The organism is Ferruginibacter sp., assembly GCF_028288465.1.
Lineage (GTDB): Bacteria > Bacteroidota > Bacteroidia > Chitinophagales > Chitinophagaceae > Ferruginibacter.
Genome location: NZ_JAQBNR010000056.1, coordinates 101802 through 125210, shown reverse-complemented (window position 1 = coordinate 125210; position 23409 = coordinate 101802). Strand labels below are relative to the sequence as shown.

General features: G+C 43.1%; 16 protein-coding genes. 15 read left to right on the top strand and 1 reads right to left on the bottom strand.

The window, feature by feature from the left end; genetic code table 11:
* The first annotated feature begins 18 nt into the window (after positions 1-18).
* The 7 genes from JWR61_RS21975 (at position 19) to JWR61_RS21945 (ending at position 12243) form a co-directional block, all read left to right on the top strand.
* Positions 19-2211: a hypothetical protein gene (locus JWR61_RS21975; protein WP_301929851.1), complete on the top strand. Its 2193-nt coding sequence runs from the start codon at positions 19-21 to the stop codon at positions 2209-2211.
* Positions 2212-2328: 117 nt separating this feature from the next.
* On the top strand, positions 2329-4098 hold the full coding sequence (locus tag JWR61_RS21970) for a DUF1593 domain-containing protein (RefSeq protein WP_301929850.1): 1770 nt from the start codon (positions 2329-2331) through the stop codon (positions 4096-4098).
* A gap of 61 nt (positions 4099-4159) precedes the next feature.
* Positions 4160-6571 carry an alpha-L-rhamnosidase C-terminal domain-containing protein gene (locus JWR61_RS21965; RefSeq protein ID WP_301929849.1) on the top strand — a complete coding sequence of 804 codons (2412 nt, stop codon included), beginning with the start codon at positions 4160-4162 and terminating at the stop codon, positions 6569-6571.
* A 45-nt stretch (positions 6572-6616) separates the two neighbouring features.
* On the top strand, positions 6617-8125 hold the full coding sequence (locus tag JWR61_RS21960) for a DUF1593 domain-containing protein (protein ID WP_301929848.1): 1509 nt from the start codon (positions 6617-6619) through the stop codon (positions 8123-8125).
* Positions 8126-8270: 145 nt separating this feature from the next.
* A complete protein-coding gene (locus JWR61_RS21955) occupies positions 8271-8579 on the top strand; it encodes a Dabb family protein (RefSeq protein WP_301929847.1) in 309 nt (102 codons plus the stop codon).
* Positions 8580-8631: 52 nt separating this feature from the next.
* Positions 8632-9804 carry a family 43 glycosylhydrolase gene (locus JWR61_RS21950; protein WP_301929846.1) on the top strand — a complete coding sequence of 391 codons (1173 nt, stop codon included), beginning with the start codon at positions 8632-8634 and terminating at the stop codon, positions 9802-9804.
* A gap of 111 nt (positions 9805-9915) precedes the next feature.
* Positions 9916-12243 (top strand): glycoside hydrolase family 3 N-terminal domain-containing protein, encoded by a 2328-nt coding sequence (locus tag JWR61_RS21945; protein ID WP_301929845.1) that lies wholly within the window; start codon positions 9916-9918, stop codon positions 12241-12243.
* Positions 12244-12340: 97 nt separating this feature from the next.
* Here JWR61_RS21945 and JWR61_RS21940 read toward each other — a convergent pair whose 3' ends face one another.
* Complete coding sequence (locus JWR61_RS21940) at positions 12341-13207, bottom strand: AraC family transcriptional regulator (RefSeq protein ID WP_301929844.1); 867 nt, start codon at positions 13205-13207, stop codon at positions 12341-12343.
* A gap of 442 nt (positions 13208-13649) precedes the next feature.
* On the opposite strand from JWR61_RS21940, the gene JWR61_RS21935 reads away from it, so the two are divergent.
* The 8 genes from JWR61_RS21935 (at position 13650) to JWR61_RS21900 (ending at position 23282) form a co-directional block, all read left to right on the top strand.
* Positions 13650-16835, top strand: a complete 3186-nt coding sequence (locus JWR61_RS21935; RefSeq protein ID WP_301929843.1) for a TonB-dependent receptor — start codon at positions 13650-13652, stop codon at positions 16833-16835.
* A gap of 26 nt (positions 16836-16861) precedes the next feature.
* Positions 16862-18418, top strand: a complete 1557-nt coding sequence (locus JWR61_RS21930) for a RagB/SusD family nutrient uptake outer membrane protein (protein WP_301929842.1) — start codon at positions 16862-16864, stop codon at positions 18416-18418.
* Positions 18419-18516: 98 nt separating this feature from the next.
* A complete protein-coding gene (locus tag JWR61_RS21925) occupies positions 18517-18819 on the top strand; it encodes a hypothetical protein (RefSeq protein WP_301929841.1) in 303 nt (100 codons plus the stop codon).
* Between the two features lie 402 nt (positions 18820-19221).
* Positions 19222-20136: an SMP-30/gluconolactonase/LRE family protein gene (locus JWR61_RS21920; RefSeq protein WP_301929840.1), complete on the top strand. Its 915-nt coding sequence runs from the start codon at positions 19222-19224 to the stop codon at positions 20134-20136.
* Entirely contained in the window at positions 20133-21008 is an 876-nt protein-coding gene (locus JWR61_RS21915; RefSeq protein ID WP_301929839.1) for a fumarylacetoacetate hydrolase family protein, read from the top strand. The genes JWR61_RS21920 and JWR61_RS21915 overlap by 4 nt, the downstream gene beginning before the upstream one ends.
* A 94-nt stretch (positions 21009-21102) precedes the next feature.
* Positions 21103-21855 carry an SDR family NAD(P)-dependent oxidoreductase gene (locus JWR61_RS21910; RefSeq protein ID WP_301929838.1) on the top strand — a complete coding sequence of 251 codons (753 nt, stop codon included), beginning with the start codon at positions 21103-21105 and terminating at the stop codon, positions 21853-21855.
* Positions 21856-21874: 19 nt separating this feature from the next.
* On the top strand, positions 21875-22627 hold the full coding sequence (locus tag JWR61_RS21905) for an SDR family NAD(P)-dependent oxidoreductase (protein WP_301929837.1): 753 nt from the start codon (positions 21875-21877) through the stop codon (positions 22625-22627).
* A gap of 265 nt (positions 22628-22892) precedes the next feature.
* Positions 22893-23282: a DUF4143 domain-containing protein gene (locus JWR61_RS21900; RefSeq protein WP_301929889.1), complete on the top strand. Its 390-nt coding sequence runs from the start codon at positions 22893-22895 to the stop codon at positions 23280-23282.
* The last annotated feature ends 127 nt before the right edge of the window (positions 23283-23409 follow it).

Sequence of the window (23409 nt, the reverse complement as noted above, 5' to 3'; positions counted from 1 at the left end):
AAGAATAAATATTTAAATATGTCAATTTCAAAAATGCTTAACGGGGTACATTTTTTAGGAGTTATTCATTCCTCCATGAGTCGGGAACAAGTAAAAAAATTGCTATTTATTTTTCTGTCGGTAGCTGGAGGGGTGCTGATTGGCCCGATCGCATCAGCGCAGCCATGCAACTTCGTAGGTCGACCGCAGTTTGGCGGGATAGAGCCGCCTATGGTAGTCGATGCCTCGTGCGTTGATCCCGACTATAACGACAAAACAATGGTGATCGACAGTACAAACGAGAAGTCACTAAAGCTTACCGATGGATCCACCATCTTTTACACTGAAGTCTGGGGTCATTTCCCGGCGCTGCGTACGCAAGCTCAATTACCTGCGGGTATTCTTCAAAGCCCCACAACGGCTAAACACAGCTTTTTTTGGCGGTTTCCCGAGAAGAGGGTCTGGCGGAACCGTTTTTTTCAGCAAACCTATCCGTTGGCTTTTGAAGTTTTAAACACTTTAAACAACGAATTCGCGTTTACCAACGGTGGTTATACCGTGAGTGTGGTGCCAGGAAATCCGAACGTTGGATACCGGGTCATTGCCGCGGCTGCCAAGCTTGCTAAGGTGTATGCAAATAAGTTTTACAACAACAAAAGCCGTATCTATGGATACATATTTGGACAGAGTGGTGGGTCGGTACAGGCGATGGGTGCTAACGAAGGCACCACGGGAGTTTGGGACGGTATTGTTCCTGCAGTAATTGCAGTAGATGGCCTCAACAGCCACTCGTTTATGTGGGACGGCCTCTATGCGCTGGCTATCCCCGAGGAGAAACGCCAGGCTATTGCGAAGGCGGTTAAGCCCGGCAGTGGACGAGACATTTACGCCACTCTTACGACGGAGCAACGCGACGTTCTCGACGAATTGCTGAACGGCGGATTCGCTCGTGTAGCACTTGAGGATATGAAGTTCGACGTAGGAAGCGCCAACCAGGGCGGGCCGCGTAGCTTCGATTCCACCTACGAGGATGATTTCTGGTCGAAGCCCGGGTATGAAGGCACCAATCCTCCAGCCTACCTTACCGCTGCAAAAGTGGACGGTTATGCCACGATCACCGCCATTATGTGGGACGCAAAGCACACGCCAACCGGCGTTACCTTCGAGGCCGCCACGATGCCGGCCCTGGGGTCAATCGGCACTTCCGGGTTGCAGTTTTACGTCTATTCTTCCGATACTAAGACCCGCATCACTAGCGGTAACGGCTACGCACTAAACGGTAAGCTGGAAGGCAACATGCTTACGCTCACTGGTGCCAACGACAGCCTTTTGCTGGGGGCGCTTGCGCCGGGCGTAAAGATCAGGATCAATAATCGCTACTTACTGGCTGTGGCTTTTTATCCGCGTCATTCGATCCTCGACAATGGTAGCCCAGCCTACAACCAGTACAGGAATGCCGACGGCACACCGAAATATGTTCAGCGCACTATTCAAACCGCGTATTTGGGGAATATCAGGGCGTCCGGCGGTCGCAGGGAAACCGGCCATCTCACGGTTAAAACGATCGTTATTGAGAATCTTTCCGATCCTTCGTCATTTCCTTATGTTGGCGGATTTTATGCCTCCCAGGTCAGGCAAGCGATGGGGGTATCCCAGACCGACAATATGTTTAGAATCTATTACCAGCAGAATGCCAACCATGGCGCATATCCGTTTACCCTTCCTCCCTTCAATTATAGAGCGAACCTCGTCAGCGTCGGGGGCATCTTGCATCAAGTACTGCTCGATCTTATTGAATGGGTTGAACATGGCGTCGCACCACTTTCATCCACACGATACCGCACCGATGCGATGAATCAAATTGTACTTCCAGCCAAAGCGGCGAAAAGAGGTGGCCACCAACCTGTGTTGCGGCTGACCGTTAACGGCGGCGACCGTGTTGAGGTCGGAATTAACCAACCGGTTAATTTGGTTGGCAGGATCGAAATGCCACCCGGTGCCGGCTACATCAAAAAGTATGACTGGTATTTGGGAGGAAGCGATTTTAAGTTTGAACCTGCAACGACCCTGGTAAAGCCGCAGACTTTGGTTAACGTCAAACGCACAGTCAGTTTCCCCGCTCCAGGCGAATATATAATCACGCTTCGCACTTCTGGCCAGCGGGACAGCAAAACCGATGCGCCAGGTTTAACGCTGGAGAACCTCGAACGGGTAACTATCATCGTTCGATAACGGCAGGGTACTGTCCGGGCGACCTTAAATGGTGGTAGTGGGCGGCCCAGGAGAAAAGCAAGGGAAGGTCATTTCTTAACCAGTGGAGACAATCATAAAAAACGAAAATCTAAAACATTGAAAACAAAATTCAAGCAGGCGGGACGGATGTTGACCGTATGTATCATGATGCTTTTGTGGAGGATACCTGCAATGGCACAACCAGTTGCGAAGCATCGTTTGATTGTTATTACGGACATCGGCAACGAGCCAGATGATTTCATGTCGATGGTTCGGCTAATGCTATATACAAACGAAATCGATATCGAAGGGCTCATCGCTTCCACCTCTATTCATCAATCAAAGAAGGTTAGTCCAGAACTTATTGAAAAGGTAATTCACGCCTATGGGAAAGTACAGCCTAACCTCTTAAAGCACGAGCCGGGATTTCCGCCAGCACAAAAACTGGCAGGCCTCGTAAAGAAAGGTCTTCCGCTTTATGGCATGGAAGGCGTAGGAAAAGGAAAAGACTCCGAAGGTTCGGAATGGATTATCAGGATGCTGGAAAAAGCTGACAATCGTCCTCTATGGGTGACCGTTTGGGGAGGACCGAACGTTCTGGCGCAGACACTCTGGAAAATCAGGGAAACGAAAAGTGAAGGGGAAGCAAAAAGACTGATAAACAAACTAAGAGTTTACACGATTTCTGACCAGGACAATTCTGGGCCATGGATACGCAAGAATTTCCCCGATTTATTTTACATCGCCAGTCCGGGAAGTTATGATGCAGCTACCTGGTCTGCCATCCTCCATGTATTTCCAGGAGCCAATAACGAAGTAATCAGCAATGATTGGCTTTCGCATAATATTCAGGAGGGACATGGACCATTAGGCACAATTTATCCCGATGTGTCATTCGGAATGGAGGGTGACACGCCATCCTGGTTATCGCTTATCCCCAATGGAATGAACGAGCCGGAACATCCGAACTGGGGTGGTTGGGGAGGTCGTTATGAATTTTACAAGCCGCCCTTTGATCCTAAGAAAAAATGGATAGTGCCGCTGGAAGAAGAAACGAGACCGTTTTGGACAAATGCCGACGACGAATATACGCCGTGGATGAAAGGCAAATGGGGAAGGGCTATGGTAAAAGATACGGGTACATACAAAGACAACCATGTAACGATTTGGAGATGGCGGGAAGATTTTCAAAATGATTTTGCAGCAAGAATGATGTGGTGTACGAAAGATTATAAGAGTTCCAATCATCCGCCGGTTGCTAAACTGGCAATGCCTGAAAAGCTCACCGTTAAATCCGGTGAAATCTTTTCACTTGATGGCAGTTCTTCCAATGACCCTGATGGAGATGCTTTAAGTTTTCTTTGGTCTCAATACCAGGAAGCTGGTACACTCAACGAAAAGATAGCTATCCTGCCTGCTCAAAATATGTCCGTAATACCAGAGGTAAGAGCTCCACAGGTAGACAGCCCTCAAACCGCTCACTTTATTCTGAAAGTAACAGATAAGGGCACACCCAGCCTGATCCGGTATAAACGAGTAATTGTCACTATCGTTCCATCTCAACGAGAAGAAGTACACACAGCTACAGCTGATTACTTCGTTGGCAAATGGAGTGTGCAATTCAAAGGACTTGGACAAGGTGATACTAAAATGATTTTTGCGCTGGAGAAGAAGAGCGGCAGGATTACAGGCATAATACAGGACCCCTCGGGCAAAGAAATTTCCAAAGTAACAGATGCTGAACTAAAAGAAAACGAGATAATCCTTTATTATGAAATGCGTGGATATCAGATAAAATTAAACCTGAAAAAGAAAGACAATGATCAGGTCACTGGGCTCATGAATGGTATGTATGATGTAGAAGGAGAACGAGTGAAAACAAAATAAGCAAGCAGTACTTGCAGTAGAAAACAAATATATCATTCCGATAGCAACAAAAACATTAAAGGTGAAATTACTTTCAACCATTCGTCTAACCTATAGCCTTAAATTACCAATCTTCATAATTGGTTTCTTGTTACCGCTTACGCTAAAGCTAAAGGCTCAGGTAGTTGACGCAGCGTATTTGTACGAACCCTGGAAAGCAATGTGGATTTCGGTTCCGGGAGCCAATCCCACTGGCTATGGGATTTATTACTTCCGAAAACGCCTCGAACTCACTTCAATTCCTGCAAGCTTTCCAGTATTTGTTTCGGCAGACAACCGATATAAATTATTTGTCAATGAAAAATTGGTATCACTAGGACCGGCACGGGGTGATATAGCCCATTGGAACTATGAAACAGTTGATCTGGCGCCATTTCTTACCGCAGGACGTAACATCATCTCTGCACAGGTTTGGAACGAAGCAGAACTGCGAACAGAAGGACATCTTTCCTTACATACCGCATTTATTTTGCAAGGTGCTACCAGCGATGCTCAAATACTTAATACGAACGAGACATGGAAATGCATCCGGGATAGCAGTTATAGCCCTATTCCTGTTCGCATGGAAACCTATTATGTGGCCGGCCCCGGGGAAAAAATAAACATGGCGGCGCAGCAAAAGGGATGGGAGACACTTTCCTTTCCGGATGAAAACTGGAAGGCTTCGTTGCCGCTCTCTCCTGGCTTCCCTAAAAACGTAAAGGGCCAATATGGTATGATAAGTAACTGGCTGCTGGTTCCGTCTTCTTTGCCGCAGATGGAATTAACTCCACAGCGATTGGTGCAGGTACGCCATGCAGAAGGCATTACCGTTCCGGCTTCTTTCCCAGCAGCTAAAACACCCATTACCGTTCCACCCCATACAGTGGCAACGCTTTTGCTCGACCAAACTTTTTTGACGAACGCTTACCCTACACTTCTCTTCAGCGGGGGTAAAAACGCTGCTATTTCTATAACCTACCAGGAAGCATTGTTTACAAAATACCCCGAGAAAGGAAACAGGAATGAAATAGATGGAAAAACGATGATTGGCAGGGTTGACAGCATTCTTGCGGATGGAACAGCCAACCAGCAATTTACGACACTGAACTGGCGCACCTATCGGTATATTCAGTTGCGAATTACAACCAAAGAAACTCCCTTGATTCTGGAGGATTTCTATGGCACGTTTACAGGCTATCCTTTCGACTTAAACGCAAAGCTGGAAACGGACAATCCCGAAATGAAAAAGATGCTGGACATTGGTTGGCGTACAGCACGTTCATGTGCCGTAGAAACTTACATGGATTGTCCTTATTACGAGCAACTGCAATACATTGGTGATGCCCGGATCCAGGCAATGGTGTCGTTGTACAATAGCGGCGATGACAGGCTCCTGCGAAATGCGCTAAACCTAATGGATCATTCGCGTTTGCCTGAAGGGATAACAGCCAGCCGTCATCCTTCCGTGTTGCCCCAGTACATAACTACGTTTTCGCTCTGGTATATTGCGATGATACACGATTACATGATGTATGGGAAAGACATTGCTTTTGTGAAAGCTAAACTGGCAGGGGCAAGGCAGGTGCTGAATTACTTTAAAGGGTTTCAGCAATCGGATGGCTCACTAAAGGATGTTCCGTACTGGACGTTTACCGATTGGGTTTACGTTAATGGCTGGGAGGGAGGTAATGCGCCGGTTGGAAAAGATGGTTATGCTGCTTTACTTGATTTACAATTGCTATGGGCTTACCAGGTAGCGGCTGATTTGGAGCAACAAATTGGAACCAAAGAGTTCGCTTTAAGGTACAAAGCAGCAGCTGCTCAACTAAAGACCACCATCCAGAAAAAGTACTGGGACAACACAAAAAAGCTTTTCGCCGACAGAACAGAAAAAGACCTTTTCTCGCAACATGCCAATGCGTTGGCGATTTTAACCGGCCTGGTACCTAAGGAACAAGCGGGAGCAATCGCTACCCAATTGTTGACCGACACTTCATTAGCACCTGCTTCCATTTATTTCAAATACTATTTACACCAGGCACTAACGAAAGCAGGTTTGGGAAATGACTATATGAACTGGTTGGGCAAATGGCGGGAAAACATAGCCATGGGCTTGACCACCTGGGCGGAAACATCCGACGTGAATGGAACAAGGTCCGATTGCCATGCATGGGGTGCCAGTCCGAACATTGAATTTTTCAGAACCGTTCTTGGTATTGATACCGATGCGCCGGGTTTTGCCAGGGTGAAGATTGAGCCACATCTTGGGACCATTAAGAAAATTGGAGGAGAGATGCCGCACCCGAATGGAAAGATCAAGGTTCAATATTCAGTAGCAAATGGACAGCTGAATGCAGCCATTGAACTTCCATCTAACACAACAGGAAGGTTTGTGTGGAAGAACAAAAACTATGTTTTAAAAGAGGGAAAGAATACGATCGTAGTGAGGTGAAAGCGGGTTGAAATTAAATAGTTAAACATGAATTTAAAAACATACATGAGAGCAAGAACAATTACCATGTTGCTAATCGTTTTTTTGATGGGTTTGACAGAGCAGGCAAGCTGCCAGGCAAAGACAATACAACCTCGTACCGTCATTACATCCGATGGCGAAGTAGACGACTTTGATTCCTTTATCAGGCTGCTGTTATACGCCAATGAACTCAATATTGCTGGCCTGGTATATAGTAGTTCCCAGTTTCATTATGCCGGTGATGGCAAGGGCACCATCTTTACTTCTAACAGGCCCTGGAGTAAGGAATATGGTCCCCGCACAACATTACGTTGGCTTGGTACAGAGTGGATGCAGGACTTCATTGATAAATATGCCAGCGTGTATGAGAACCTTCTAAAACATGATAAAAACTATCCGGCACCCCATTATTTAAAAAGCCTGGTGAAAGTAGGCAACATTGATTTGGAAGGCGAAATGGGCCACGATACAGAAGGTTCTGATTTTATAAAAAAATTATTGCTTGATGATAACCCTGTTCCCCTGCATTTGCAAATATGGGGTGGTACTAATACCGTGGCACGTGCATTAAAATCTATTGAGGATACGTATAAGCATACCTCACAATGGAAAAGCATGTATAAAAAAGTATGCGATAAGGCAACAATCTATATCATACTTGACCAGGATGGAACCTATGAAAAATACATTTCAGTTAATTGGCCGGATATACATGTGGTTTATAACACAACTCAATTTTGGTGTCTTGCTTATCCATGGGATAAAGCAGTTCCTTCCGACATGCAATCCTATCTTGATGGCCCCTGGTTTGCGAAAAATATTAAGTTCAATCATGGGTCGCTGGCAGGTAACTATTTTCTTTGGGGAGATGCACACAAACTTGCGGCAGATCCTGACGACAACTATGGTGACACTGCGGAAGCAAGAAAGAATGGAAAGAAACAATTCGCTTTTATTTCCGAGGGTGACTCGCCTGCTTATTTATACTTAATCAACACAGGATTAAGGAGTGTTGAAAATCCCTCCTATGGTGGATGGGGCGGAAGATTTGTGCCATCAAAAACTAATTCACGCCTCTGGCAGGATGGAAAAGATGTTACAGATTTTAACCCTTTCAATAAAAAAGAAGATGCGAATTTTCCGCAGTCAAGATGGGGGGATGCAATACAAAATGATTTTGCTGCCCGTGCAGACTGGTGTGTAAAAAGTTACAAGGACGCCAATCATGCGCCGAAAGTAAACCTAAAGCATGTAGCCAATTTAAATGTCAAGCCCGGACAGGTTGTACAATTAAGTGGAATGGCAAAAGACCCCGATGGGAACAACCTTATCTATCAATGGTGGCAGTATGAAGAGGCGGGCACGTTTATAGGTAAAGTGGGCATACAAAATGCAAATAAGCAATCTGCTTCTTTTACGGTTCCGACAGTTGCCACTGCAGGCAACACTATCCACATAATATTTCAGGTAACTGATAACGGAATACCAGCCTTAACCCGGTATCAACGTGTAATTGCAACAGTTACAAGGTGACGAATAACTATTGCCGAACAGGTGGCTATAATACACGAGCCGGGCCAAAGTAGCACATTGATCAATCTTCATCTTGCCAGCAAGGAAACAAACGTGAAATCACGCTTTCCCTGCTCCTTTTTCACTGATCGTTTATCAATCAACAATGACACCATCAAACCTAACAAGAACATACCATTCTGTTTTTTTTACACTCAAACATCCTAAAGGGTCGCCATCCGAGCAAGCGTTTTTAGCAACAGCAAAAAAATTAGCTGCGATTCCCGGTGTAGAAAAATTTGAGTGTCTGAAGCAAACCAGTAAGCAAAACAAATTCGAATTCGGGCTATCTATGGAATTCGCTACCCAGCAGTTGTATAATACCTATAACAACCACCCGGCTCATGTTGCTTTTATTCAAAATCACTGGTTAAAAGAAGTGGAAGATTTCCTGGAAATTGATACGAGATATTGAAATAATCTTTTTGTTAACCTGTCTAAACTCGTATATAGCAGCAATAATTATTATGAAAAAAACTGTTTATACTTCTGCTGTTATTCTTGTATTACTGGCAGCTTGCTCCCCGCTAAAACAACATGTGCGACAAGTAGAGAAAAGTAAAAGATATCATTCTATAACGCCGGGAGCAATTTGGCTGAATACAGACGGTAAGCCTATACAAGCCCATGGGTTTTCGGTGTTCTATAAAGACGGCACTTACTATTGGTACGGCGAGAATAAAGAGTTTACAACACAAGGTAGTAACATTTGGACATACGGTATCCGCTGCTATACCTCAAAAGATTTTTATAACTGGCAAGACAGAGGATTTATTATTCCGCCTGATATGACTAACATATACTCGCCGCTTAACCCTTCCCAGTGGATTGATAGACCACATATTATTTATTGTCCCAAAACTGGCAAGTACGTGGCCTGGATAAAGATATTAGGAGGGGATGATGGGCAGTTTATGACCGTATTGCAAGCAGATAATTTCGTAGGGCCTTATAAGATTATACGAAAAGGATTTCGGCCAAACGGGTTCGAAAGTGGCGATTTTGATTTATACGTGGATGAGAAAACCGGCCAGGGGTATATCTGGTTCGAGCGTCCTCACTATGAAATGATTTGCGCAACCTTAACCGATGATTTTACCTCTGTGACGGAAAATTATTCCGTGCATTTTTCCGGAAAGCTTCCTCCTGCTACCCGGGAAGCGCCCACCCATTTCATGCGAAACGGCAAGCACTATTTGTTTACGTCAGGCACTTCAGGATTCTCACCCAACCAGTCGCTGGTTTCTATGTTCAGTGACTATCATGGCGCCTATACAGACCTTGGCAATCCACATCCTGCTGATACTTCACACACCTCCTATTGCTCGCAGATTACAGACGTGATAAAAATTCCTGGCAAAAAAGATTTATACGTTGCACTTGCCGATAGATGGATGCCCGAAACCTGCGGCACCAACATTCCCAGGCAGGAGGAAGATAAAATCCGTGAACGTTACAAATCTCTTAAGCCGAGGGAGCGGAACTCCAAAGAAGTTGCCTTAACTGATATGAGAAATATCAGAAGAACTGATTGGGATGTTACCACTAAGGCAACTTATGTATGGCTTCCCATTACCTGGGAAAATGGCGTTCCCAAAATTTATTGGAAAGAGGCATGGAAGCTGGAAGATTTTAAATAGCGAATAATCTTCAGGAGTAAGCGATAGTGGATTCACCATTTATCGTCCATCGCCACTCTTTTGCGGACACACCGCTTTGTCTTACGATTCAGGAATTTAAATAAAATCATCATGAAAAAAATTGTCATTCTACTTTTTGCTGCTTTCACTTTACAGCCTGTTGCATTCTCCCAACGGCCACCTTACAAAAACAAAAAGCTTTCTCCCGAAGTAAGAACCAAAGACTTGCTTTCCCGAATGACGTTGGAGGAAAAGCTGATGCAATTGCAATGCATTTGGGGACAGAAATCAGCAATCATGACCAATGGTCATTTTGATGAAACGAAGGCAGAAAAATCGTTGAAAAACGGGTTGGGAGAAATTGCCCGAATCAACGATGATAGAGGACCGGCTAATCCCGGGTTAGCTCCAAAAGAAGCAGCATTGTTATACAACATGGTTCAAAAATTTTTTGTTGAAAAAACAAGGCTCGGGATCCCCGTAATGATTCACGAAGAAGGCCTGCACGGTCAACAAGCCAAAGATGCTACCAGCTTTCCTACACCAATGGGATTGGCCAGCTCCTGGAATGAAAATCTGGTGACGGAGATTTATACCCATGTAGCCGAAGAAATAAGAGCCAGAGGTGGCCAGCAGGTTTTAGCACCAGTGGTGGATGTGGTGCGTGACCCACGTTGGGGAAGAACCGAAGAAACAATGGGTGAAGACCCATTTTTGATTTCACGTTTGGCAGTGGCGCAAGTAAAGGCTTACCAGGGTAACAGTGTGTATTTGGATGATAGTCATGTGGCAGCAACACTGAAACATTTTGGTGTGCACGGGCAAAGCGAAGGCGGTAACAACACCGCACCCAGCAATGTGGATGAACTATCGGCGAGGGAAGTTTTCTTCCCGCCATTTAAAGCCTGCATCCAGGAAGCGGGCGCCATGAATGTGATGTCATCTTATAACGAACTCTGGGGCATGCCGGCACATGCCAACAAAAAATTACTGACTGACATACTTAAAAAAGAATGGGGATTTAAAGGAGTAATTGTTTCCGATTATGGTGGCGTAAGCAACTTGAAAAATATCGACAAAATCACACCTTCAACTGATGAAGCAGGATATCTGGCATTTAAGGCAGGAATTGACACTGAAAACCCGGACCCGGAAAGTTTCAAAAATTTAAAGCAATATGTTCTCAATGGTAAAATATCCATGAAAGAGTTGGATGATGCAGTAACCAGGATCCTGGTCAATAAATTTAGGGTAAGCTTGTTTGATGATCCGTATGTTGATGCGGATAAAGCCGAACAGATAGTAGGAAGTCCTCAAAAAAGAGCGATTGCTTATAAAGCTGCTACTGAATCAATGGTGTTGTTGAAAAACGACAATAACATTTTGCCCCTTGATAAAAACATAGTCAAGACTATCGCATTCATTGGCCCCAACGCTGACAAATGCATATTGGGGGGATATTCGAGTGTTCCCCGTGTTTGCATTTCGCCATTGCAAGCGTTGAAAGAAAAGTATGGCTCGCAAATGAAAGTTTTATATGCAGAAGGCGTAAAGATCACGGATACAGATACCTGGTCGGCTCCGCAAATCAAGTTGGCTTCCATGGAAGAAAACCAGAAGCGAATGGCAGACGCTGTTGCAGTGGCCAAACAAGCAGACGTGATTGTATTATTTGTTGGCAGCAATGCCGCTACCAGTCGGGAGGGTTGGGATCCTTCCTCACCGGGAGATTTATCCACCCTGGAATTATTAAGCGGACAGAATGATTTGATTGACCAAATTGTGGCGCTTGGCAAACCAACTTGTGCTTTTGTGAACAGTGGTCCGCCACTAAGCATCGGTCATTTGGTGGAGGCTGTACCAGCGGTGGTGCAAGGTTGGTTCTTAGGACAGGAGGGTGGCTATGCGATGATAGATGCCTTGTTTGGTGATGTGAATCCAAGCGGAAAGTTGCCAATCTCTTTTCCCAGGAGTGCCGGTCACATTCCTGCCTATTACAGTTACAAACCTTCCTCTCGTCGTGGCTATAATGTAGGTCTTGATGTAAGTCCTTTGTTTCCGTTTGGCTATGGTTTAAGCTATACCACCTTTCAGTATTCAAATTTGACCATAAGTGCTCCAACCATGAAGAAGAACGGTACAGCAACGGTGCGTGTTGATGTAAAAAATACAGGCAATAGAAGCGGTGCAGAAGTAGTGCAGCTATATATCCGGGATGAATTTTCCTCGGTTCCAAGACCAGTAAAAGAACTCAAAGGTTTTAAGAAAATAGGGTTGGAACCGGGCCAATCACAAACCGTGACATTTCGAATTAGTCCCGAACTACTGGCCTTTTATGACAAGGATATGAAGTGGGTGGTAGAGCCGGGAGATTTTACCATCATGGTAGGAACATCATCCCACAAAACGGATAGCATACGGCTTAAGGTAACGGAGTAATGCAAGATTCTCGTGTAAGATGTCGTAAACTTCCTGCCATCCGGCAGCGTTGATATATGAAAAGTGAATTTTCCAATGGGTCAGCCAGGTTATACCGTTATGATTGCTCATATTGTTTTCTGTATTCTAAAGGCGACCTGTTGGTAAGATTTTTGAACTGCCGGTTGAAGTAAGAAAGATTGTTGAAGCCACATTCATAACAGACATCCGCAATGCTTTTGTTTTTATCCTGCAGCAATGAGGTGGCATGTGTGGTCCGTACCTGGTTGACAAACTGTGAAAATGTTTTTTTTGTTTGTCTTTTGAAATAACGGCAAAAAGCAGCTTCATTCAAAAAGGCAAGACTGGCTGCTTTCCTGGAATTTACATCTTCTTTAAAGTTTTCCAACACATAGTGGTAAACGGGGTCCAGCTTGGAAAAATCTTTATAGCTGTCGGTATTATCATAATAATGAAGCGCAATCACCTGTAGGTTTTTGTCAGGTAATATGGCTAAACGGTCGAGCATTCTTAGCAACAGTAAAACTTTTGTTATCCCTGGTTCGGTTAGCTCATAATATAATCTTTCCGATACTTTGTTCGGTGTAGTGATCTTAAGTCCTGATGATTGAACAAGCCTCAACAGCTTTCCTATGTCACAAAATTCCGGTTTCTCCAGCAATTCTTTGCCCAGGAAGTTGTGTTGGAATTGTACGGAAATAGAATGTGCCATGGGTTCATCCAGGCTGGAAGGTTTTTCATTGACGAAATAGTGAGGAAACATCGGGCCAAGAAAATAGACATCCCCTTCGGCAAAATTCATTACCTGGTTGCCGCCATAAAATTTGCCCCGTCCCTGGAGAATAAATGTAAGCTCATAGCCATCATGATAATGAAAGGGATTGGCAAATTGTGTAGTGATCTCCTGTTTTACAAGAAAGGAGGAGTCAATTGGCGGGGGAAGTTCTTTGAATATTTTTTTCATTTAAAATAGAACAAAATGATTCGTATGGGCAGCCAATAGTTCTTTCTTAGGCAAATGTATGTAAATAGTGTATCAGAAATGGCAAAGGGCGTATTTGTTTGAATTTTAGTTTGATGTGATCTTCATACAGCTTAAGAAGTAGTGATATCAAGTTGCTTTTTACAATTTCACCATAGGAGAGTAACAAGCTCTTAGTCGTGGTTAGGTTGGTAAAAATAACATTTATAAGATCCCCAGCAAAAGCTGGGTCAAGCGTTAGGAATTTTCTATCGATAGACGTATAAGGACAATATATACTAAGGGACTTTATAAATAGAAGTGGTGCATTAATACAAATACAGGTTTTTCCTTTTTCGAAAGGCTCAGAATTATTAACAACAAACTTAACACGCTTTATAACAAACAAATCAACCTTTTCAAAACAACAAAAATTGCTTCCATCATGAAAAAAAATCTTCGGGCTTCTATGCCTAGGGGAAGAGCTATCTCAAAACTGTTACTACTACAGACTCTTGTCCTCCTTCTTTTTAGCTACTCTTCCTTTGCACAACAATCTATTATTGGAAAAATTTCTGATGAAAAAGGGAATCCATTATCTGGTGCAACTGTGCAGGTTAAGGGCACCAGCAAAAGTGTAAGTACAGATCAACAAGGAAACTTTACCCTTAGTGTTCCTTCTACTTCTTCCCGTTTAGTGGTTACGTTCGTTGGCTTTGAACCAAAAGAAATTGTTGTTGGTAGCAAAGTGAGCATAAACGTGTCACTAGGGCGGTTTGACGCAAATATGGGCGAAGTGGTAGTGGTTGGTTATGGTTCGCAAAGAAGAACCGATTTGACCGGGGCAATTTCTTCGGTTAGTGTTAAAGACCTGGCTAAAGCCACCCCAATTAATGTAACAGATGCGTTGCAGGGTAGGGCTTCGGGTGTGATGGTTAGTACTAATTCCGGTGCACCGGGAAGTGAAGGCTCTATACGGATAAGGGGGATAGGTACAGTTAATAATAATGATCCCTTGTATGTAGTTGATGGCATGTTTGTTAGTAGTATCAACTTTTTAAATCCTTCTGATATTGCACGAATCGAGGTGTTAAAAGATGCATCTGCGACAGCTATTTATGGTTCCAGGGGGGCTAATGGGGTAGTGTTAATTACCACACAGAGAGGTACTAGCGGTAAACCCACCATAACCCTTAATGCAAACACCTCTATTAGTAAAGTAAGCAATTTGCAAAAGACATTAAATCGTGACCAATACCTTGATTACAAGAAAACCGCTTATTTAAATGGTTATCTGCGTTCGGTTGCAAACGCTGATCCCAACATCGATCCGTTCACAACTGCCGACCCCTTTTTCAACTATGTCAAAGTCGTGAAGGCAGAGTATGACAAGGGTAACAGCACCGATTGGGCAAAGGAACTTCTAAAGACTGCGGTTATTCAAAACTATGACCTGGCTGTTCGTGGTGGAGCAAATAATGTGCGCTATGCAGCAAGTGCCGGATACTTTGATCAAAAAGGCGTTATAGATAATAGTGCTTATAGAAGGTACACATTTCGTTTGAATACTGATTATACCATTGGTAAACGTTTAACCATAGGTCAGAATTTGAACATTACTAATTCTCTCACTTCTGGCCGGTATGGTGAAAACACTTTTGGTGGCATTGTTAACCTGCTATTAAACTCAGACCCACTCTCGCCTGTACTAAAGTCTAACCCTGATATGAGCGATCCGGATTATCGTTACAACAAATTTTATAACTCAGTAGTGTCAGCTACGGCAGGTCAATCCAACCCGGCAGGACTAATTGCCAGGATGAACGACCGGACGAACCTTGTGCAACTGGTAGGCAATGTGTACGGTGAATTTGAAATTGTAAAAGGATTAAAATTAAGGTCAAGCATGGGTTATGATTATAACACGACCAGCCGTTCTGCCTATGACCCCAAATATTTTATTGCTCCCATTGAAAGAAATGATGTAAGCACCGTAACAGAACAACGTGGCGATTTTTTTGGCCAGGTATGGGAGAATACATTAACCTATAACCAAAAATTTGGTAATCATTCTGTCACTGGTCTTGTAGGGTATACCGAAGAATTGTATAAGTCAAAATTTCTGAACAGCGCCCGCCAGGGTACTGCCAACAATGATCCCGGATTACAGGTAATAAATGCGGCAACAGGGCCAATTTCACTATTTGGCAACAGGGCCAACTATTCACTCAGATCTTATTTTGCCAGGGTTAACTACTCGTATGCTGATAAGTACCTCTTAACAGCTACGGTGCGCCGGGATGGTTCTTCCAAATTTGCAGCAGGTAAGCAGTGGGGCGTGTTCCCTTCTGTGTCAGGTGGGTGGAAAATAAGCAGTGAGAAATTCTTTCAGAATTCAGGGCTTTCTACTGCTGTAAGCATGATAAAACTGAGAGCAGGCTGGGGACAGATTGGTAATCAAAGCATGCCCGGAGGAACCAATAATCCTTATCTTTCTTTAGTAGAAGGGGGCAATGGCTATCGCTATGTTTTTGGTGACGCTGTGACTACCGGGTACTATTTAAGCTCTTTGGGTACACCGAGTATTACCTGGGAAACATCAGAACAAACCAATATTGGATTGGACCTTGGTTTCCTGAAAAATAAGCTAACCATCTCTGCAGATTATTTCGTAAAACGTACCAGGGATATGTTGCTGCAGGTAGCATTACCATCTTATACTGGTTTCCCCAGTATTCCATATACCAATGCAGGCGAGATCCAGAACAAAGGATTTGAAATAACGGCTGCTTACCAGGGAAGTGCCGGCAAATTCACTTACGGAATTTCTGCAAATGTTTCCACCTTTATCAACAAAGTATCCAGCCTTGGACCGCGTAATAATCCAATTGTATCTAGTGACTTTACAAGCGCTTTAACCATTAACAAAACTGAAGCAGGAAGATCGGTAGGCGAATTTTACGGTTATGTAACCGATGGTATTTTCCAAAACGCTGCAGAGTTGAATGCATACAGTAAAAATGGCACCAAGATTCAACCGAACGCATTGGCGGGTGATTTTAGATTCAAAGACTTAAACGAAGATGGCGTTATAAATGCCGCAGACCAAACGTATATTGGGAATCCCTTGCCGAAGCTTCTGTATGGTTTCAATCTAAACCTGGGTTATAAAAATTTCGATGTTGCCGTTTTATTTCAGGGATCATATGGCAACAAGTTGTTTAATCTTAACAAATTTTACAGGGGCACCCTCACTGGAACTTATAATGGTGATTTGACGAATTACGAGGCAGCCTGGCGAGGTGAAGGCACCTCAAACACACAACCTGCTATTTCTACCGTAGATAGAAATCGAAATTTTCGGGTGTCTGACTGGTACGTTGAAGATGGTTCTTACCTGCGTTTAAAAAACCTTCAGATTGGCTACAATATTTCTGCTTCCTGGTTGAAAAAAGCGGGTATTACCAGCAGCCGGATTTTTGTGGGTGGAACAGACCTTTTCACAATTACAAAATATACCGGAGTTGACCCTGAAACCGGTTTAACCGCCAGTCCTATTCAAGGAGGTCGCGAGTTCTCAATTTATCCAAAAGTAAAAAGATACAGTTTAGGGGTGAATCTTACTTTCTAAAAACTAACAAAAAAATAAACAGCGATATGAAAAAGAATTTCCTTACAAAAGTGGCCTTAGCGGCGTTCGTCCTGTCCACTGCTTCCTGTAAAAAGGATTTGTTGAATCAACCACCACTTGGCGTGCAGACGGATGTGAGCTATTTTAAAACAGCAGCCGATCTGAATAACACACTTACAGCCGCCTATAATTACTTACAACAGCCAACTTTTCCAGCTTACGAAACCGCCAGATGGGTCTTTGGAGATGTAGGCTCTGATGATGCATTGAAAGGCGCAGGCGCCTCAAGTTTTCCGATTCCGGGTATATCCGAGTTTTCTACAAATCAGCAGACAACTACCAATACTATCATCAACGTTTATTGGTCGAGTATGTACAACATGATTGCAGTTTGCAACCTTGTTCTTGATAAACAATCGGTAGTAACGGGAGATGCCACCACGATAACGAATATTGCAAATGAGGCCAGGTTCCTCCGTGCATATGGTTATAACGAGCTGGTGAAATACTTCGGTGATGTCCCCATGCCATTGACGTATTTGGATCCTGCGACAGTTGCGATGGTAAAAACGCCGAAAGCGCAGGTTTACGCACAAATAGAAAAGGATCTGACCGAGGCTTCTGCCTTGCCAACAAAAACACAGTGGGGCGCTGCCAACGATGGCAGGGCAACGTCGGGTGCTGCTAACGCTTTGTTGGGAAAGGTTTACATGTCTCAGAAAAAATATATCGAAGCGGAAGCTGCTTTGAAAAAAGTGGTTGATGAAGGTACCTATTCATTATTGAGCGACTATGGCGCTATTTTTAGGAAAACTGGTGACAATAATAATCCGGAATCTGTTTTCGATATTAAACACAAGTCCAACACTGGCGTTTTTCCAGGTGAAGGTTCCTTTAACTTAGCTTTCTTTCAACCGGGCGATGCTCCTATCGGGGGCTTCGGACAAGATGAACCAACCGAAGACTTGCAAAATGAATTTGAAAAAGGAGATCCCCGCGCTATTTATACAATTTTGTTCAAGGGAGATGTATTCCCCAATGGCGCTACGCCTTATACTGTAGTTAATATCGGAACTGCTGGTGGAAGACTTAACCGGAAATTCTATATTCCGCCCAGCGAGAAAGTTGCAAATTTTGGTTCAATTGATGAAGCAAAAAGTTATCACATCATCCGCTACGCTGAAGTAATCCTTTTATATGCGGAAGCACTGAATGAAAACGGGAAACCTGCCGAAGCCCTTGCTTGGTTAAACAAAGTGCGTCAGAGAGCCCGAACAACACCCCCAAGCGATCCGCAACGTATCTCCACGGTCTATGACTTAAGTTATACTGGCACACTATTGCCTGATTTGACGACTATGGATAAATTAAACTTGGGTAATGCTATTTGGCATGAGCAACGTGTGGAACTAAGTATGGAAGGACATCGCCGTGATTATCTTACCCGAACAGGACGTTTAGCTGTAAGAATGGCAGCAGCAAAAGGCATTGCAGCGTTTGATGAAAAATACACTTTGTTACCCATCCCTCAATCTGAAATCGATTTATCAAACGGTCAGATTATACAAAATTCCGGGTACTGATTCGGTGAGAAGAAACAGCAACTGTTGCTGTTTCTTCTCTTTTATCATGGTCGGTGAAATTAAAATATCTTGATTGTGTTGAATGCCGTGAGTACCAGATGGAACAAATCAAACACGAACATAATCAGGGGCAATTAAAACTAAAAGTAAGTAGTACAATAAAAAAATATTTTTGCCTGCTCCTTAATTTTATGGCCTTTTTTTATGTTCAGAACCTGGTGGCACAAAATCTTATCGTTAAAACAGATTCTGATAACATAAACGGTGCGGATTATCGAATTCTTTTTCCTGCCAATTGGAAGGGCAAACTCTTTATGTATGCCCATGGGTACGAGGTGAAAGGAATTGTTCAAAATTTCAGTAAAGGTCCCTTCTTTCAAAGCAGCGTTACACCCTTTTAGAGAGAGGTTTTGGCGTTGCAGCCTTCGATTATTCCACACAGAGTTTTGCTTATGTGGAAGGTGTGAATGAAACGGAAGTGTTGCGAAATTTTTTTATCAGAAGTATAGCAAGCCGGATACAACATTTATGGTGGGCGGCTCCGTAGGTGGGGCTATTGCGCTTGATACCATGGAAAACTTTGGTAAGAATTATAACGGAGGATTGCCCCTATGTCCTTTAGCAAGCCCTCTGTATTCTTTTTTTAAGTGGCTATTTGATCTATATGCAGGCAAGCTGCACACTTAGGTGCAGATATGGATTTTCTTTGCGGTAGTTCGGGTAGTAAAGTGACGAAAGACTCACATTAGTAGTAAATTAATTCGAAATACACCTATGTTAAAACAAATTACACTATTACGTCCATGTTAACATCCCCTCCTCTAAAATATGAAGTCGTCACGCCACACTGTTGCCGTTTAGGTGAGGGGCCAGTATGGGATGCAGCAAACAAATCTATATGCTGGGTAGATATTGCTAATGGAAATATTCATGAATTTCTGCTTACAAAAAACGAACATCGGAAGTTTAAAGTAAAAGATTTGATAGGTGCAATTGCCCTGTGTAAGAATGGTGACTTTCTCGCCGCCTTGAAAAATGGATTGTCTTCAATTAACCGGGGAAATGGAAAAATTAATTTATTGTGCCACCCTGAAGTTAGTTTAACTAAAAACCGTTACAACGACGGTAAATGCGACCCTGCCGGTCGATTTTGGATAGGTACAATGGCGCTTTCAGAAAAGAAGGAGGCGGGAAGCGTTTATATGATCGAAAAAGACCTTTGTTATTCACTTAGGATCAAAGGAGTGACCATTTCAAACGGTATGGCGTGGAGTCCAGATAATAACACGTTTTACTATATTGATACTCCGACTTTTGAGGTTGTGGCTTACGACTATGACATAAAAACGGGAAACATCACAAATAAAAGGGTAGCTTTTACAATTCCAAAGAAAGAAGGTTTTCCTGATGGAATGACCATAGATCGAGAAGGTATGCTTTGGATTGCTCACTGGAAAGGATGGCAAGTGACGCGTTGGAATCCTAGTTCAGGTAAGAAGTTGTTGAGTATTGCACTACCTGTAGCCCGTATTACGTCGTGTACGTTTGGTGGAGAGGACCTGCAGGACCTGTATGTGACCTCTGCAAGCATTGGATTAACCGAAAAAGAACATAAAGAACAGCCCTTAGCCGGATCTCTATTCGTTATCAAAAATAGTGGTTATCAAGGAATGCAAACGGTTGCTTTTGATTATGAACCAAAACAAATGTCCGTATGAAATTAATACGTTTTGGAAACCAGGAAAGTGAAAAACCGGGGTTGCTTAGAGATGGAAAACGCAAAGACCTCTCACAGTATTTTGAGGATTGGAACCGGCCGTTCTTTCGAGAAGATGGTTTAAAGAAACTGGAAGCCATATTGGCAAACAATACAAACCTGCCAGATGTTTCTGAACATACTCGTTGGGGTTCATGTATAGCGCGACCGGGAAAGGTTATTTGTATTGGCCTGAATTATTCGGACCACGCGGCAGAGTCTGGAATGGCCGTACCCGCAGAGCCTATCATATTCCAAAAAGGAGCTAATACAGTAATAGGTCCTTACGATAATGTTCTTATTCCCAGAGGCAGTGAAAAAACAGATTGGGAAGTTGAATTAGGAATTGTTATTGGAAAAGATGCCCGTTACCTCAACTCTATTGAAGAAGCAAAAGATTATATAGGTGGTTATTGTGTGTCTCATGATGTTTCCGAAAGAGCGTTTCAATTAGAGAGAGGCGGTCAATGGACAAAAGGAAAGTCCTGCGATAATTTCAATCCATTAGGCCCCTTCCTTGCTACTGCTAACGAAATAAATGATGTTCACAATTTGGCTATGTCACTACATGTGAAAGGGAAGCAGATGCAAAAAGGGAATACCAACACGATGGTTTTTAATTCTTATTTCCTGGTGCATTATCTCTCGCAGGTTATGACGTTGGAAGCAGGGGATTTAATAAGTACCGGAACGCCGCCGGGTGTTGGGCTTGGAATGAAACCGCCACAAGGTTTAAACGAAGGGAATGTTGTTGAATTAGCAATTGAAGGGCTGGGCAGTCAACAAACCTGCAAAATGCATAGCAGTTCAATAAGAATTGGTACCAAGGTTTGACTTCACTAATTTAAAAAAAAGTCAAAGCATCAAAAATGAAGCCGTGTTACAGACGAATCGATAAAAACTTTCCTAAACACTTTAACGGATACAAATGAAAAGATTTGAAGACCAGGTTGCTGTAATTTCAGGCGGTGCTGATGGACTAGGATTTGGTATTGCAGAGCGCATAGCATCAGAAGGAGGAAGCGTTGCTTTGTTTGACATCAATGAAACACTCTTGACAAAAGCATTGATAACATTAAAAGAGAAAGGTTATACTGCAGAGGGTTACAAGGTAGATATATCTTCAGAACACGAGGTTGCACGAGCAATTGGTTTTGTGAAAACAACTATTGGTAAAATTGATATCATGGTTAATTCTGCTGGTATTGTTGGTCCTACCAGTACAAAAATTACTGATTATCCGGTGGAAGAATATGATATGATCTATGCAATAAATCTTAGGGGAGCCTTTCTCATGACGAAGTATGCTATCAAAGAAATGGAGCCGAATAACTATGGACGAATACTGTTGCTCGCATCCATTGCGGGCAAGGAAGGCAATCCTTTCATGGCAGGGTATTCTTCGATGAAAGCAGGAGTAATTGGCCTTGTTAAAGGTATTGGGAAAGAATACGCACAAACCGGAATTACAGTTAACGGTCTTGCACCTGCTGTTATTAAAACTGCCATGAACGAAAATACTGCTTCTGAACAATTGGCATATATGACGGCGAAAATACCTATGGGTAGATTGGGAACTGTAGATGAAGTTGCTTCAATCGCATCATGGATTGTTTCGAAAGAGGCAAGCTTCAATACAGGTTTTGTATTTGATGTTTCCGGGGGGAGAGCTACATACTGATTAACGATTATTGTTTGCCATGAAAAAAAAAGTTATAATATTAGGTGGTTCTTCAGGAATAGGAAAAGCCACCGCACAACGATTTGCAAAGGAAGGCTGGCAGGTGCTTGTAGCTGCACATAGTTTGTCAGAATGCATTGCAACAATAAATCTATTGGAAGGCGAAGGTCACATTGCCTGCCAGCTAGATGTACGGAACGATGAGGACTTGGTTGATCTGCAACGATTGGTTGAAGAAAAATGCTTCAATTTCGACACGCTCGTGAATACAATAGGAATATCTCAAAGCTTGGCTGCACTCGATTCAGATTTTTCTGAATGGGATAACGCCCTTCAGGTTATGCTGTACGGTTCAGTCAAATCTTGTCGTGTATTGCTTCCGTTTATTAAAGATGGAGGACGCATTATTCATGTTACTTCCATTCACTATCAGAGAGTAGCAAATGGAAGTTCCGCTTACGGAATGGCGAAGGCTGCGATAACGCAGTTTACCCGCTCTCTTGCAGTTGAATTAGCGCCTCGAAACATCCTCGCCAACACCATTGCTCCAGGATTTGTAAATACTCCCATGTCCATAAAAGCAGACGGGCAAAACGAAGTGGATACAGAGTGGTTTAAACATAATTACATACAATATGACCACCTTCCTTTAAAAAGGGCGGCGCAACCAGAGGAGATAGCAGGAGTGGCCTGGTTCCTTTCCGGCCCGGATGCATCTTATATGACAGGGTCAGTTGTTACAGTGGATGGCGGATTAACCATTACATTCTAAAATATTAAAGAACAATTTAAAACGAAAGTTTGCTGTTTACATTCTTTGTGTACCACTTTGCAGCACAGATGCTGTGAGTCCATCAGGGACATTGCAAATGTTGTTTTTTGGTTGAAAAAAGAAACATGATAAAAATTCAAGCTGCTATAATTGCTAATTTCTCATCAGAAAATAAAAACAAATGCAAATAAATATTTTAGTATGTTTATTTCAATTCTTTGCTTTGGTTTTACGGGTTTTTCGCAGCAGGTGATAAACCTATGTAATCCGCCAACGACCATCCAGCCCAAAATTTCAAGTGCACAATACCGCTTTAATAAGCGCCCAGAAAAATGATCTGTTTAAGGATGCAATTGCCAAACCTGATGAATGGGGCTGCGTGGTTGAATCTGCCATTGGTGCACATTTGGTCGATCATTCACTTACCGAAAAATTCACTTTACATTATTGGAGAGAGCGAAATGAGGAGGTAGATTTTGTTATTGAACGAAAGGGGAAAGTGATTGGCCTGGAAGTAAAGAGCGGTGCCACCAGTGCCACTTCAGGAATGAATGCTTTTAAAAATAAATTTAACCCTCATAAAGTTTTACTTATTGGAAATGCAGGACTGCACTTGCAAGATTTCCTTAAACCAAACCCGGTCAGTCTGTTTTAAAAATTGATGACAATCTTGAAGGATTTCATTGCCAGATGTTATACTTAAATCACTTCGATTGACAAGAATAGACGGGCGATCAATTTACTGTAAACGGTTTCGATTCAGTTTGAATTTGGGTGGAATT